Source organism: Clostridium mobile, assembly GCF_018918285.1.
In the GTDB taxonomy this organism is placed as follows: Bacteria; Bacillota; Clostridia; order Clostridiales; family Clostridiaceae; genus Clostridium_AW; species Clostridium_AW mobile.
Genome location: NZ_JAHLQF010000004.1, coordinates 163,011 through 177,284, shown reverse-complemented (window position 1 = coordinate 177,284; position 14,274 = coordinate 163,011). Strand labels below are relative to the sequence as shown.

The 14,274-nt window shown below is 29.6% G+C and carries 14 protein-coding genes; 10 read left to right on the top strand and 4 right to left on the bottom strand.

The window, feature by feature from the left end; all coding sequences use genetic code 11:
- Positions 1-7: 7 nt before the first annotated feature.
- The 6 genes from KQI86_RS16060 to KQI86_RS16035 all read left to right on the top strand — a co-directional run bounded on the left by KQI86_RS16060 (position 8) and on the right by KQI86_RS16035 (position 6,655).
- Positions 8-1,141, top strand: a complete 1,134-nt coding sequence (locus KQI86_RS16060; protein ID WP_216440439.1) for a glycerate kinase — start codon at positions 8-10, stop codon at positions 1,139-1,141.
- Between the two features lie 121 nt (positions 1,142-1,262).
- Positions 1,263-2,162: an acetamidase/formamidase family protein gene (locus KQI86_RS16055; RefSeq protein WP_216440438.1), complete on the top strand. Its 900-nt coding sequence runs from the start codon at positions 1,263-1,265 to the stop codon at positions 2,160-2,162.
- Positions 2,163-2,344: 182 nt separating this feature from the next.
- Positions 2,345-3,274: an alpha/beta hydrolase gene (locus KQI86_RS16050; protein WP_216440437.1), complete on the top strand. Its 930-nt coding sequence runs from the start codon at positions 2,345-2,347 to the stop codon at positions 3,272-3,274.
- Positions 3,275-3,381: 107 nt separating this feature from the next.
- Entirely contained in the window at positions 3,382-4,071 is a 690-nt protein-coding gene (locus KQI86_RS16045; protein ID WP_216440436.1) for a TIGR00266 family protein, read from the top strand.
- A 370-nt stretch (positions 4,072-4,441) separates the two neighbouring features.
- On the top strand, positions 4,442-5,689 hold the full coding sequence (locus KQI86_RS16040) for a S41 family peptidase (RefSeq protein ID WP_216440435.1): 1,248 nt from the start codon (positions 4,442-4,444) through the stop codon (positions 5,687-5,689).
- Between the two features lie 105 nt (positions 5,690-5,794).
- Positions 5,795-6,655, top strand: coding sequence for a mechanosensitive ion channel family protein (locus KQI86_RS16035; RefSeq protein ID WP_216440434.1), 861 nt, complete (start codon positions 5,795-5,797; stop codon positions 6,653-6,655).
- Between the two features lie 125 nt (positions 6,656-6,780).
- On the opposite strand, the gene KQI86_RS16030 is transcribed toward KQI86_RS16035, so the two are convergent.
- The 3 genes from KQI86_RS16030 to KQI86_RS16020 form a co-directional block, all read right to left on the bottom strand.
- A complete protein-coding gene (locus KQI86_RS16030) occupies positions 6,781-7,236 on the bottom strand; it encodes a GerW family sporulation protein (RefSeq protein WP_343216187.1) in 456 nt (151 codons plus the stop codon).
- On the bottom strand, positions 7,229-7,768 hold the full coding sequence (locus KQI86_RS16025) for a DUF2953 domain-containing protein (RefSeq protein WP_216440432.1): 540 nt from the start codon (positions 7,766-7,768) through the stop codon (positions 7,229-7,231). The genes KQI86_RS16030 and KQI86_RS16025 overlap by 8 nt, the downstream gene beginning before the upstream one ends.
- Before the next feature lie 354 nt (positions 7,769-8,122).
- Positions 8,123-9,331 carry a hypothetical protein gene (locus KQI86_RS16020; RefSeq protein ID WP_216440431.1) on the bottom strand — a complete coding sequence of 403 codons (1,209 nt, stop codon included), beginning with the start codon at positions 9,329-9,331 and terminating at the stop codon, positions 8,123-8,125.
- 70 nt (positions 9,332-9,401) lie between these two features.
- Here KQI86_RS16020 and KQI86_RS16015 point away from each other — a divergent pair, with 70 nt between their 5' ends.
- Together KQI86_RS16015 and KQI86_RS16010 are read left to right on the top strand one after the other, a co-directional pair.
- Positions 9,402-10,187 (top strand): hypothetical protein, encoded by a 786-nt coding sequence (locus KQI86_RS16015; RefSeq protein ID WP_216440430.1) that lies wholly within the window; start codon positions 9,402-9,404, stop codon positions 10,185-10,187.
- A gap of 103 nt (positions 10,188-10,290) precedes the next feature.
- A complete protein-coding gene (locus KQI86_RS16010; RefSeq protein ID WP_216440429.1) occupies positions 10,291-11,502 on the top strand; it encodes a hypothetical protein in 1,212 nt (403 codons plus the stop codon).
- A gap of 185 nt (positions 11,503-11,687) precedes the next feature.
- Here the strand turns inward: KQI86_RS16010 and rbr are convergent, their stop codons facing one another.
- The gene (gene rbr / locus KQI86_RS16005) at positions 11,688-12,272 is read right to left on the bottom strand and encodes a rubrerythrin (protein ID WP_216440428.1); all 585 of its coding nucleotides are present in this window, start codon (positions 12,270-12,272) and stop codon (positions 11,688-11,690) included.
- A gap of 162 nt (positions 12,273-12,434) precedes the next feature.
- Between rbr and KQI86_RS16000 the strand changes: the two genes are divergently transcribed.
- On the top strand, positions 12,435-13,478 hold the full coding sequence (locus tag KQI86_RS16000) for a DNA polymerase IV (protein WP_216440427.1): 1,044 nt from the start codon (positions 12,435-12,437) through the stop codon (positions 13,476-13,478).
- Between the two features lie 36 nt (positions 13,479-13,514).
- Entirely contained in the window at positions 13,515-14,228 is a 714-nt protein-coding gene (locus tag KQI86_RS15995; RefSeq protein WP_216440426.1) for a hypothetical protein, read from the top strand.
- The last annotated feature ends 46 nt before the right edge of the window (positions 14,229-14,274 follow it).

Sequence of the window (14,274 nt, the reverse complement as noted above, 5' to 3'; positions counted from 1 at the left end):
GATGTATATGAAAGTTGTTATAGCGCCAGATTCCTTTAAAGAAAGCATGACAGCAAAGGAAGCAGGAGAGTCAATAAAAAGAGGAATAGAAAAAGTATTTAAAGATAGCGAATGTATAGTTGTACCTATGGGTGATGGAGGAGAGGGGACCCTTCAGTCCTTGGTTGATGCTACTTCAGGAGAATTAGTATATTTAGATGTATTAGGACCTTTAGGTAAAAAAACTAAAGCATACTATGGAATATCTGGAGATGGAGAGAGAGCATTCATAGAAATGGCAGTAGCTAGTGGTCTTCAACTGGTACCTAGGGATGAGAGAAATCCTTTAATAACTACTACTTATGGTACGGGCGAACTGATAAAAGGAGCATTAGATAAAGGCGTAAAAAACATACTAGTTTGTATTGGTGGAAGTGCTACTAATGATGGAGGAGCAGGTATGATTCAAGCATTAGGAGCAAGACTACTAGATAGCGAAGGAAAAGAAATAGGTTTCGGAGGAGGAGAACTCCATAAAATTAAAAATATAGATTTATCCTCATTAGACAAAAGAATTGAGGATGTATCAATAGAAGTAGCTTGCGATGTAAATAACCCACTATTAGGTGAGAGAGGGGCATCAAGGATATTTGGACCTCAAAAAGGAGCAGATAAAGAAACTGTAGAAATACTAGAAGAAAATATGGCTCACTATGCAAAAGTTATAGAAGAAGAACTAGGGATAAAAGTAAATGGTATACCAGGAGGAGGAGCGGCTGGAGGCCTTGGAATGGCGCTAATGGCATTTTTAAAGGGCAAGCTATCTCCGGGAATAGATTTAGTAATTCAATATACTGACTTAGAGAATAAAATAAAGGGAGCAGAACTTGTAATTACAGGAGAAGGTAGCATGGATAGCCAAACTAACTATGGTAAAACTCCAATTGGAGTATCCAAAGTAGCAAAGAAATATGGAATTCCCGTAATAGCTTTTGCAGGCAGGATTGGAGAAGGCATAGAAGGATTATATGAAAATGGTATAAGCTCCGTTATAGGAATTTTAAGAGAAGCATCTACAATAGAAAAGGCTTTAGAAGATGGAAAATTTAATTTAGAAAAGGCTGCTGAAAATGTGGCTAGGATACTGAAATTTAATAAATAAATTTAAAGAGAAAGTTAATGCTTTTATTAAAAAGTCATTGATTTTCTCTTTTACTTTGTAAATATATAAGATCATTGCTATAATATCCCTAAGTATAACAAGAATATAAGGGGGGCTTTATATGCTAAAAATATTGAATTCAAATTGTATATATAGTTTTTCAAAAGAAAATAAGCCAATAGCCAAAGTTAAAAGTGGGGACAGTGTAGAGTTTTATACTATGGATTGCTTTGGAGAACAGGTAAAATCTATGGATGATAAGTTAGAAGCCATAGATTGGAATAAAATAAATCCTGCAACTGGATCAGTATATATAGAAAATGTTATGCCAGGAGATGTACTTAAGGTAACTATAGAAAAAATAGAAATTGGAAATCAAGCAGTTATAGCTACAGGAGAAAATTTAGGTGTGCTTGGAGATAAACTAGAAGGAATGACTTCAAGAATATTACCTATTGAAAATGATGAAATCATATTTGACCATAAATTAAGAATTCCATTAAAAAAGATGATAGGTGTCATAGGGGTAGCGCCAGAAGGTGAAGGAATAAACTGCGGTACTCCCGGAGAGCATGGAGGAAATATGGACAACGCTATGATAGGAGAAGGGGCAACACTATATTTTCCCGTATTCGTAGAAGGAGGTCTCTTTGCATTAGGTGATCTACATGCTGTTATGGGTGATGGAGAAATTTCTGTAACAGGAGCAGAAGCTAGTGGAAGAGTGCAAGTTAAGCTAGAAGTAGTAAAGGGTATTAAAATCAATAGTCCTTTATTAGAAAATGATGAAATCATAAGTACAATAGCTTCAAAAGAAACTTTAGATGAGGCGGTAGATGCATCAGTACATCAAATGGCTGAATTGCTAAAAGAAAGAGTGGACATGTCACTTAGCGAGATAGCAATGCTTTTAAGCTTAGTTGGAAATACAGAAATATGTCAGGTAGTTGATCCTTTAAAGACTGCAAGATTCAATGTGCCAAAATGGGTACTTGAGAAATATAGCTTTAAATTGTATTAAAAAATATATATTTGCATTACTAAAAATATTTAGTACTATTAATGAATTACAATCCTATGAATTTTTTATACAAAAATAATTACTAAAATTGAAAGATAAAGTAAATAATATTGCTAGGGAATTATAAAAGCTGTACACTTATATTATATATAAGTGTACAGTATTTTTTTAGGAGGGGTAATATGCAAACTAAAGCTTTTACTTTTAAAGCTATAGATGGTATAAGAATATTCGTATATAATTGGCTACCTGATAATATTGAAGATGCAAAAGGTGTGGTTCAGATAGCTCACGGTATGGCAGAGCACGCAAAAAGATATGAAAGGTTTGCAAAGGAATTAACAAAAGAAGGTTATATAGTATATGCAAATGATCATAGAGGACATGGAAGGACAGCAGCAAGCGAAGATGAAATAGGTTTCTTTGGAGAAGAAAATGGATGGAATTTAGTTTTAAGTGATTTTTATAGACTATCTATCATAATACAGCAAAGACATAGAGAATTACCGCATTTTGTACTTGGCCACAGTATGGGAAGCTTTATTACTAGAACTTTTATTCAAAAATACAATCATAATTTAAAAGGTGTTGTACTTTGTGGTACTGGGATGAAGAATGCACTTGAACTAGAACTAGGTACCTTACTAGCAAGGGCACAGGGAAGAATACATGGGAAGAATAAAAGAAGTAAACTAATAGATAGACTTTCTTTTGGAAGATTTAACTCTAGTTTTGAGGAAAACAGAACAATTTCAGATTGGCTTACTAGAGATGAAAAGGAAGTAGATAAATATATTGAAGACCCTTTATGTGGAAAAGTGCCAACCCATCAGTTTTTCTGCGATTTATTTCAGGGAATAAAAGAGGCCAATGGAAGCAAAGCCATTAATAATACTCCTAAGTGTTTGCCCATACTCATGATATCTGGAGATAGTGACCCAGTTGGTGGCAATGGACGAGATGTAATTAAACTATATAATTTATATAGAAAAGCAGGAATAAAAGATATAAGCATGAAACTTTACAAAGATGCCAGACATGAATTGCTAAATGAAATTAATAAAGATGAAGTCAGTAGAGATATAATAATGTGGTTAAATAATCATATATAGCTCTTATTCTTTGGGTTTAACTTAGTTTAGATTAGTTTAAATTAGTAATTCAAAATTAATAGTACTTTCTAAAAAAATTTTAATCAAATAGTAAAGGGGGTAATTCAATGAACTATGAAATTAAAGGTGATAATCTTCCAGTAGTGATATGTGAGCTTCAAAGAGGAGAGAGTATGGTTACAGAATCTGGTGGCATGGGATGGATGACGTCTAATATAGAGATGAGCACAAATATGGAAGGTGGATTTTTCGGGGGTATAGCGAGAAAGTTGTCTGGAGAATCACTTTTTTTAACGACCTATACATGTACAAATGGGGTAGGGACTATAGCATTCCCTTCATCTTTTCCAGGAAGCATAATAAGTTTTGATTTAATGCATGGAGAAAGTATTATATGTCAGAAAAAATCATTTCTATGTGCAGAGAGAAGCGTTCAATTAGAAATTTTTTTCAGGAAAAAAGCTAGTGTAGGTTTCTTTGGAGGGGAAGGTTTCATAATGCAGAAATTAACCGGACCGGGAAGAGTATTTTTAGAGATTGATGGAAGTGCTATAAAACATACTCTAAATCAAGGAGAAAAGCTGATGGTTGATACGGGACATGTAGCCATATTAAGTAAATCTGTTTCCATGGAAGTGGTTACAGTAAAGGGGTTTAAAAATGTGTTTTTCGGAGGAGAAGGATTATTTCTTACTGAATTAAGAGGACCAGGGGATGTTTGGCTTCAAACAATGCCAATTCAGAATGTAGCAAGAAATATAATACCTTTTATACCTACTGGTAGCAATAATAGTTAAGGCATCTTCAAAAAATATTTGTCGCATCATTGACTAGCTATTTTATTTTAGATGCCTAATAAAAAGTCGATAATAAAATAAAAAATTTGAAAAAATGCTACGAAAAATTGGAGTTTTCCCAGGAAATAATGTTAAGTAACCTAGGTAATTATACCGTAAAAATTGTCAGAATAAAAAGTATGTAAAATTAATGAAGAACCGTATTGAAGAAATTCAATACGGTTCTTTATGCTTTAATTCACAATCTTACTAAAATGTAATAGAGAAAATGGAAAACGTAAGGGGATAGTAATGTAAGTATATGGAATATAAAAAGGAATAATATTAAAATATATATGAAGAGATTATTTATAAAAGGATGGATAAGCATATGTTTAAAAAAATATTAATACCGCTAGTAATAATTTTATTATGCTTTAGCTTAGCAGTGCATAGTAAAAGCTATATTTCTAGAAGTGGAGATAGGTCTGATGCTTGGGAAAAAGACATAGAATATCTTCATAAAACTTTACCTAAAAAACATAAGGATTTATTTTTTAAAATAGATGAAAAAGAATTTGATAATAAAATGGAAAATTTAAAAGCATCCGTTGATAAAATGAATGATGAGGAGATAATAGTAGAAATACAAAAGATATTAGCATCAATAGGAGATGCACATACCACAATTAATATATCAGCGAAAAAGATGTTTCCATTAGAATTATATTGGTTTGATGATGGCATATATGTGATTAATACATCAGATGAATATAAAGATATTAAATACAGCAAACTTAAGAAAATTAATGGTAAAGATGTTGATAGCGTTGTAAAAAGCATTAAAGAAGTTATCTCTCACGAAAACCAAGGAAAATTAAAGTCACAAGTTCCAATGTATATTACATTACCAGTGGTGTTACAGGGGTTGAATATCATAGAAAATGATGAAACTGCATTGTTCACATTTGAAGGCTTAGATGGAAAAGTTCAAGAGATTAAATTAAATACTTTAGATGGAGATAGGGTATTTGATGATATATTAGGTAAAGGTAAAGTAGGAGAAGAAGTTCCTTTATATATGAAAAATAGGGATGAATATTATTGGTTTGAGCATTTAGAAGAGAGTAAAATAATATATTTTAAATATAATCAATGTGCTAATATGAAAGACAAACCCTTTAAAGAATTTTCCAAGGAGTTAATTGACATTATAAACAAAAATGATATAGAAAAGCTTGTTATTGATATAAGAGATAATGGTGGAGGAAGCTCTAGAATATTAAATGAATTTATAGATGAAATATCTAAGAGTGATATAAATAAAAAGGGAAAAATATATGTTGTTGTTGGAAGAAAAACATTTTCTTCTGCAATATTAAATGCCATGAGTTTAAAAGAGAAAACAGAGGCTTTTTTTATCGGAGAGCCTACAGGAGGAAAGCCTAACCACTATGGGGAAGTTAAAAGTTTTAAACTGCCAAACTCTAAAATAACAGTGAGATATTCTACTAAATACTTCAAGCATTCTGATGAAGACTTAAAATCCTTTATTCCGGACAAGATAATAGAACCAACCGTGGAAAATTATATAAATAACATAGATGAGGTTATGAAATATATAATAAATTTTTATTAAATTCCTATTAAAATGATGTAAAATATAATTTATAATAATATACTTAAACATAGACATTAATTCGTAGAAATATATATATTAATTCAGAGAAAGGTGAAGCTAGCAATGGGAGATATATTCGAAGCATTAAGTAGGCATTTTAATGGGGACACAGCTTCCCAAAAATTTTTAACATCTTTAATGCTATTTATTATTTTGCATTTAATTAACAAGTCTATAGCAAAATATATAGATAAAGCTAACTTTAGCTCAATGAAAACTATAAAACTAAAAAAAAGTGTGTCTATTTTTACTAAAATTATATTTGCAATATTAATTGTACCGATTTGGTGGTATGAATCTAAAGATATACTTACTTTCTTAGGTTTATTTTCAGCTGGTATGGCTTATGCGTTGAAGGATTTAGTATCTAACTTTTTAGGATGGGTCATGATTAATTCTCATAAACCATTTGTAGTTGGTGATAGGATTAAGATAGGAGAAAGCCTTGGAGATGTACTTGAAATGAATTGGTTTCACACCACAATAATTGAGGTTACACAAAACAATGATAAAACTTATGGTCAAAGCACTGGTAGGTTAACCTATATTCCAAACTCAAAATTTATTTTCGGTGAGGTTGTAAATGAAACAGGCACCTTCCCTTATACTTGGAACGAAATACAAATAAGTTTAAAAAATAATAGTGATTGGAAGAAAGCTAAGGATGTTTTAATGGATGTTGCTTCGAAAGAATTAGGTAATATTGAAGAAGAAGCAAAGGAATATTTAGATATTGCAGCGAAGACTCATCCAATTTATTATCAAAATCTTTCTCACATAGTTTACACTTCCATGGGAGAAGGAAAAATAATACTTACACTAAGGTTCATATGTCGTTCAAGAAACTATAGAAACTTAGAACATAGTATAACGGAAGCGATTTTAAGTGAATTTGAAAAGTATAATAATATTTATTTATTATAGGCTAATTATAAGTTAAAGCTAATAAATGAAATTTAAGAATGAAGAATATAAGAATCCACCTATATTATGTTTTATAGGTGAATCCTTTTTGTTTGATCTTAATTTTTAATTGTTTATTGGCCGAACTATGGTTTTGGCTTTGCTTGGTTTTGTTGCTGAGCTTGCTGTTGATTTTGCTGTTGAGCCTGTTGATTTGGTTGTTGGCCTTGTTGAGCACCTTGTTGCATATTCTGCTGAGCATTTGGCATCATGCTACTAATCACTTGAGGTATTTTATCCATAAGCTGGTTAGCGTTAGCTTTTTGAGTTACAGGCAACATAGATACATTATCTTTATCGATAACCACAACAGCATCTGTGCTTATTTTAGCACCTAATCCAACACCTGGAGTTTTGCTTTCGTTGCTTCCTGACTTCATAGAGTTTGTTCCACTACCATAACCTAAAGTAACAGAAACTATAGGAACCAAGGTCTTATTTTCTACAGTTAAAGGAGCTCCCATAACAGAATTTTGTTTAGCAAAATCTTGTACTTCAGTAAAAAGTATATCCATGTTTTCATTAAAAGATGTATTATTCATATTCATATCCTCCCTTAGTTTTTTTAGAATATAATTTATTTGAACTATAAAAATATTGTATTATTGCAGAAAGAGCATTAATTTTTATTAATCCCTTCATGTTGAAAAAAGAATCTTCAGTCATAAAATCTGCATTATGATACAACTCATCAATATTTAAATATTGGGAGATAAAGCTTATAAATCCATATACCATTCCTGTAATAGATGGGTCATTAAATCCATAGGAAGTTTCCATAACAATATAATCAGGCTTAATTCTTCTTATAAGATTTATGTTATTATTCATTCCACCATTTACATTTTTTAAAGGTCTATCTAATATTTTTTTATCAAATAAATATAAGTTTATTATTTTAATCCCATCATTACTTTTTATATTTCCTCTAAGTATAGATTTTAACCATGAAAAAGTTAAGTTATATTCAGGTATTTCATAAGAATTAACCCCAATAGCAATACTAACGGGAAATATAGCAAGAAGTAAAATAAATAAAAGTATTATCAATAACAAAATCAATAAAATATACATAATAAGCATCTCCTCAATAGATAGTTTGCTACAATACTTATTAAATATTTGTTGATAATAATAGATTAAAATGAAGAATGTAACAATTTAATTTATAAAAAGCCCTAATGCTAAAAACAATTTTGGTTAGATGTTTAGATGTCTAGTTTTTTACATTTTTAAAATTTTTAGATATTGTTAAACGCGAAAGAGCTAAGCATATAGTGAAAAAGCGACTTTTTTCGGAGCGGCTTCATTACATACTTAGCTCTATATTTATGAAACTAAATTATTTTTGAAGTGACGTCATTATATACTTAGTTCCCTTTTGGATACCTGGTTAATTTTTCAGAAACTTATATTTTAAAAATACAACTATAAAATCATATCTGTAATATCTTCTGTTGTCTCTTCATCCATATTATAGAGTTTAATTTTAGTTTTCCCATCTTCTTCTATTAAATAAAGCAAGAAAGATGAATTTTTTTCAGGTCCATAATGTCTCACAAATCTTAGTGGCCCAAAGATATCTTTCTTGGAAATAATATCTTTATAAGAATTATTTTCTAAATTCTTAACTCTTATTGTTCCTTTGCTATTTTCATCATAAAAGGTATATATTAAATTATCTTTATTTTTACTTTGAGAAAATATAACAGCTGGAAGCTCTCCTCTTTTATCCATGTTAAAATCAATAGTATCCAATGTTTGTGTACCTATATTATTAAAAAGACTAGTATAAAAAATACTAATTTTTTTCTCACTAGACGAAGTTTTATCTAAAGCTAGACCGGGAATTATATAATCTTTATTGTTTGGATTTATATAAATTACATCCTCTATAATAGGTTTATTTTTAAAGTAGTTTTTATTATTGTTATTTAAGTCGTGTTCATAGAGGCTTAACTTTCCTCTATTTGAGGAAATATAACTAACTATATGTTCAAAATCATGCATGTAACTAAGACTTACAATAGGTCTAGTGTATATTATATTTGACATGGATCCAGTCGCACCAATGGAAGGATTGAAATTAAAGGTTCTAACATTAAACTTATTAATTGAATTGTCCCCTTCTTTTGCAAATATTAAGTCAGAAGACATATCAGCAGTAGTAGCATCTTCAAAATCTTTTACCTCTACTCTATAATTATTCATATATTTATTTTTCATTTTATCGTTCATGAGAATTTTTGGATCGAAACAAAATGAAATAACACCTTTATCATAAAAACATATTATTTCAGGATAGTCAGAGAATCTATCTGATATTTTCATATAACTATTCAAATACTTATGAGATTTAAACTTATCAAGATGAGTAGTGGTATTATCTTTTATATTTAAAAAATAAATATTTGAGTATTCTTCTGAATTTTCTATAGTTGTTCCTAATATGAGCAAGAACAAATCATCTTCATAAATCAAAGGTTTTATTTCTTTTATAGTGCCAAATTTTTTAGATTCTATATTAAAAGTAGGAGCGCTATATTTAGGAATTTCATAACTATTTTCATAAAAATAAGCACCGATAGTAATTAAGAGCATAATTCCAGTTAAAATAAACATATAAAATTTCTTCATAATTCTTCCTCCAAAATATGGTACAATTATATTATAGTATATAATTGGGATTAATGTAAGGAGAATGACAATGAGTGTTTCAGATAAGTATAGTAAAGCTTTAGGTAAATTGAACAAATATGTTTGGATTATCTTAATACCTATATTGTTGGATTCATTGGATTTAATGATTCATTGGTTAATTTACAAGATAAAATATATACCAGCATTTAGTATATTTAAAATTAAAATAGGATTGATGCATACTCCAGCTTCTGTGAGATTTTTATTAGAGGATTTTCCTACTCCAATATTTAGTTTAAAAAATAACATGGTTTCAGGATTATTAACCAATATAAATTTGTTTACCATATGCTTTGCTATAACAATTCTTCTTGTAGTTAGCTATTTTACTGGAGTATATCTAGTGACATTAAGTAAAATTGAAGAAGAAGATTTCAGTTTGAAAGAAGTTATTATGCTAGACAATAGCATTTGGGCAAAGTTATTTTTGTATAGAGTGGTAACTATAATACCTATGATCTTATTTATACTAGATAGGGCTTTTATAGTGACGTTTTTCCTTTCGATATTCTTTGTCTATGTTGAATATTCTATAATTTTAGACAAAGGATCCATATTAACAAACTTTAAAAATGGTATGGCATTTTTATTTAACAATATAGGACTTACCATAAAAAGTACATTTTATTGCGGAATTATTTTTTCGGTTTTAAGTATTATTGTATTCCCTATTGCTAACTTAGGTATATCAGGCATAATTGTTGACATACTAATTGTTGCTTATTTTGGTACAGCATTTAACAAAATGATAATGGAAATGTATAGAGATGGACAAGTGAAAGTTGAAAACTGAGAGTAAAAAGGCTTTCGTGTAATTACAATAACATTATTTTTAGGTATAAACAAATTTGGTCATATCATATATTTTATATGTGACAATATAATGGTCTCTATTAATGATGTTAGGAGGAATTAACATTAAAGTTGATAATCTGCTGAATGCTTTAAAAAGTATACCACAAGAAAATTTAAAGGAATTAGCGGTGGTTTCAAGAAATGGGAAAATTATAAAGGGTAAAATTGAGTTAATAGCAACTTATAAAATAGAGCGTTACGAAATAGATGAGGCATTAAGCTTTATAGGAGCAAACTTTGAGGACCTAGGATACAATTTTGGAATAATAACAATTAACGTTAAAGACATAAATAAGATATCTAAGATTCCAGGAATAGATGAAATTGAGCTACCTAGGACCATTTATTTTGATGAAGCAAACTATGACTATAAAGCTTTATCTAATGATAACGAAAGTAATTCAATAATTGGATTTATAACATCAGGGATTAGTTATAATCACCCAGAATTTATTGATGATAAGGGTGAAAGTAAACTTGATTATATTTATGATTTGTCTCAAAAAGGAAAAATGTGGGATAAGAATGATATAAATAAAGCATTAAAAAGCCAGAATCCAATGAAAATATTACATCATAGGGATGATTTAGGATATGGAAATTTTATGGTGAAAAATGTACTAAAAAATACTAGAGGAAAAAGGCCAATTATAATGGTAAAAGTAACTCCAGGGAAAAATATAGTGCATACCAAAAGCACTTTAATTATGAAGGGAATAAAGTATTTGATAGATAAAAAAGGAGAATTAAAAAAACAACTTATTATATATTCTGCTTTTAATGATAAATATAATTTCAGCTATAAGGATAGCTTATTTAGCCAATATATTGATATGATAATAGAGAAGGAAGGGATTAAATTTATATTAGAAAAGCAGTCAAATACGGATAAAGTTTATTTCAAGAGAGGTAAAATAAATAAATTTCAAAGTATACCATTCCACATAAGACCTCGAAAAGGCAATGTTACATTGCAACTTCATAAGGAGTTTTTAAACAACTATATATTAGAAATAGTAAATCCCTTGGGAAAGACAAGTGGCTTAATAGAATTATCAAAAGGCTATACCGATGGATATATAGGAGAAAATAAGTATCATATATATGATACAGGTCCAAAATCATATAATATAAACGGTGAAATAATAATAAGCATAGTATTAAATGAAGATGTTATAGATGAAGGACAATGGAAATTAAATATAGTTTGCAAAGATGAGTATAGGGGAATATATGCTTTAAGTTTTGTTTAATTTTATAGTTGATAGCTAATAGTTATTTAGCTGAAAGTTAGGAATGAAGAATTAGCTAAAATTTAAAAATGAAGAGTGATGGATAAAATTCTATCCATCACTCTTCGTTTTTAATTCTCCATTGAACTCTTAATTCTTAATTCTTCATTGAATTATTGATTATCAAGGATCCACTTTCAATTATCTTAAACTGGATCATACATTATTTCAAAGTAACCTTGAGGATATTTACATGCTGGACAAACATTTGGTGCAGCAGGGCCTTCAAAAATATATCCACAGGTTCTACATTTCCATCTTTGAGCAGAGTCTTGGGAATAAAGCTTTCCATCCTTTATTCTATTGTATAAGTCCAAATATCTTTGTTCATGATGAGTTTCAATCTCTATTATTTTTCTAAAGGCAAACTCTATTTCTGGGAATCCTTCTTGCTTAGCTATATCCGCAAATCCAGGATATAAGGTTCCCCATTCTTCTTTCTCACCTTCAGCACCATAAAGCAGGTTTTGTTCTGTATTTCCTATACCAATTGGGTATTCAGCATCAACCTTAATGTGGGCTTTGCCTAAACCTGCAATTAAAAAATCGTAAAATATTTTAGCATGAGCTCTCTCGTTATCAGCTGTTTCTCTAAATACAGAAGCTACGTGTTCATGACCTTCACTTTCTGCAATCATAGCGTAATATGTATATCTATTTCTTGCTTGTGATTCTCCAGCAAAAGCCTTAGCTAAATTATCAGCAGTTTGTGTACCTTTAAGACTTTTCATAAGTATACCTCCATTATTATTTTGATTATATTAGGATTATATCCATAAATATCTAATATAAACTATGAATTTGTAAAAAGTAGCTTTCTTCAGAGATGTAATTATCATAGTTTTTGTGATAACATTAAATTAAAGTATTAATTAAAGGATTGATATGTATATATGGATAGAGTCATTATGCATGTAGATATAGATGCATTTTTTGCATCGGTGGAGCAATTAGATAATCCAGAATTAAAGGGAAAACCTGTGATTGTTGGTGGTGTTGGTGAAAGAGGGGTGGTGGCTACGGCCTCCTATGAAGCTAGGAAATATGGAGTGCACTCTGCCATGCCTGCCTTTAAAGCTAGACAAATTTGCCCTATGGGAATATTTGTACCTACAAGACATGAGAGATATAGAGAAGTATCAAATGAAGTATTTAAAATGCTCTATTCTTTAACTGCCATAATAGAACCTTTATCCATAGATGAAGCGTATATGGATATAACTAAGGTTAATATGGAGCCATTAGAATGTGCAAAATTTATAAAAAGGAATATAAAAGAAAAGGTAGGACTTACCGTATCTGCAGGGGTATCCTATAATAAATTTTTAGCAAAATTAGCATCAGACTGGAATAAGCCAGACGGAATAACCATAATTACAGAAGATATGATACCAGATATATTAAAACCATTGCCAGTAAGCAAAGTTCATGGCATGGGGAAAAAATCTGTAGAAAAAATGAATAATATAGGAATTTTCACTATAGAAGATATGTATAATCTATCAAAAGAGTTTTGTATAGAATACTTTGGGAAGTTTGGCGTAGAGATATATGACAGAATAAGAGGAATAGACACTAGGGAAGTGGAAGTATTAAGGGAAAGAAAATCTATAGGAAGAGAAACTACCCTAAAAAAAGACCTATCCAATAAAGAGGATATGAAAAAGTATTTAGAGTATTTTTCAGAGGAAGTTTCGGAGACTTTAAAAAATAAAAATATATGGGGAAAAACTATAACAGTAAAAATTAAAACATCTAAATTTGCGAACCATACAAAAGGTAAAACTATAAACTATTACACTAACAATAAAGATGAAATATATAAAATAGCCTATGAAATATTAAGAGATATGGAAATAGAGGATAGTATAAGACTTATAGGACTCACAGTATCAACTCTTACAGAAAATAAGGTGGAGCAATTGACATTTTTTTAGATGATAATTGAAAGTTTTATTGAGGAGGGAAAGGAAATGGGGAATAAATTTTGGGGAATCGCTGTGTTGATTTTTATGGCTTTAGCTATGATTTTTTCTGTGTTTTTGGAGCGTAGTTCTGCCGGGCAGAAAATATCTAAAAATAAAAAAATAAAGAATGTTTTAATATACACGTTATTAGCATTATCTTTTGGCTCTTATTTATGTTACAGTACAGAATTTATAAGTGACTTTATATATGCATCCATAATATCTATAGCATTAATTACAATATCTATTTTATGGGAAAAATATTCAAAGAATTATAAGTATAAAAAAATAATAGAGGGAGTCTTAGTTTGGAGCATATTGTTTACTTTTTTTCGACTTTTAAATAAAAACTTAGTTATTAGCGCTGGCCATTACTGGATACCAGCTATGGCAGTATTAAGCATAAGAAATATATTTAAAGAAGATGATGATAAAACCTCTGGGAAAATTCTCTTAGCAAATATAATAGGAGTAGTATTAGTGGTATTTATGTTTAATTATTTTTCAGAACCCTATAGAGGACGTGGAAAAGCTGAAATAGCAGGAGAAAAATATTTAATAGAAAGTGGAATTGCTAAAAAAGGAGAGAATATAAAGATTGATAGATTAAATGGTAATGATGAATATGTTAGGATGTTTGCAAAACTAGAGGATAATCAAGTTTATACATTATATTATAAATTAGGGAAAATTGAAAAGGCTGATAAACTTGTACATTAAATTGCTAGTTTGTAAAATTGTATATAATTGTATAAATATGAAATAG

Coding starts and splice junctions, on each gene's coding strand:
- KQI86_RS16060 (WP_216440439.1), top strand. CDS start 8: ATGAAAGTTGTTATAGCGCCAGATTCCTTTAAAGAAAGCATGACAGCA.
- KQI86_RS16055 (WP_216440438.1), top strand. CDS start 1,263: ATGCTAAAAATATTGAATTCAAATTGTATATATAGTTTTTCAAAAGAA.
- KQI86_RS16050 (WP_216440437.1), top strand. CDS start 2,345: ATGCAAACTAAAGCTTTTACTTTTAAAGCTATAGATGGTATAAGAATA.
- KQI86_RS16045 (WP_216440436.1), top strand. CDS start 3,382: ATGAACTATGAAATTAAAGGTGATAATCTTCCAGTAGTGATATGTGAG.
- KQI86_RS16040 (WP_216440435.1), top strand. CDS start 4,442: ATGTTTAAAAAAATATTAATACCGCTAGTAATAATTTTATTATGCTTT.
- KQI86_RS16035 (WP_216440434.1), top strand. CDS start 5,795: ATGGGAGATATATTCGAAGCATTAAGTAGGCATTTTAATGGGGACACA.
- KQI86_RS16030 (WP_343216187.1), bottom strand. CDS start 7,236: ATGAATAATACATCTTTTAATGAAAACATGGATATACTTTTTACTGAA.
- KQI86_RS16025 (WP_216440432.1), bottom strand. CDS start 7,768: ATGTATATTTTATTGATTTTGTTATTGATAATACTTTTATTTATTTTA.
- KQI86_RS16020 (WP_216440431.1), bottom strand. CDS start 9,331: ATGAAGAAATTTTATATGTTTATTTTAACTGGAATTATGCTCTTAATT.
- KQI86_RS16015 (WP_216440430.1), top strand. CDS start 9,402: ATGAGTGTTTCAGATAAGTATAGTAAAGCTTTAGGTAAATTGAACAAA.
- KQI86_RS16010 (WP_216440429.1), top strand. CDS start 10,291: ATGATGTTAGGAGGAATTAACATTAAAGTTGATAATCTGCTGAATGCT.
- rbr (WP_216440428.1), bottom strand. CDS start 12,272: ATGAAAAGTCTTAAAGGTACACAAACTGCTGATAATTTAGCTAAGGCT.
- KQI86_RS16000 (WP_216440427.1), top strand. CDS start 12,435: ATGGATAGAGTCATTATGCATGTAGATATAGATGCATTTTTTGCATCG.
- KQI86_RS15995 (WP_216440426.1), top strand. CDS start 13,515: ATGGGGAATAAATTTTGGGGAATCGCTGTGTTGATTTTTATGGCTTTA.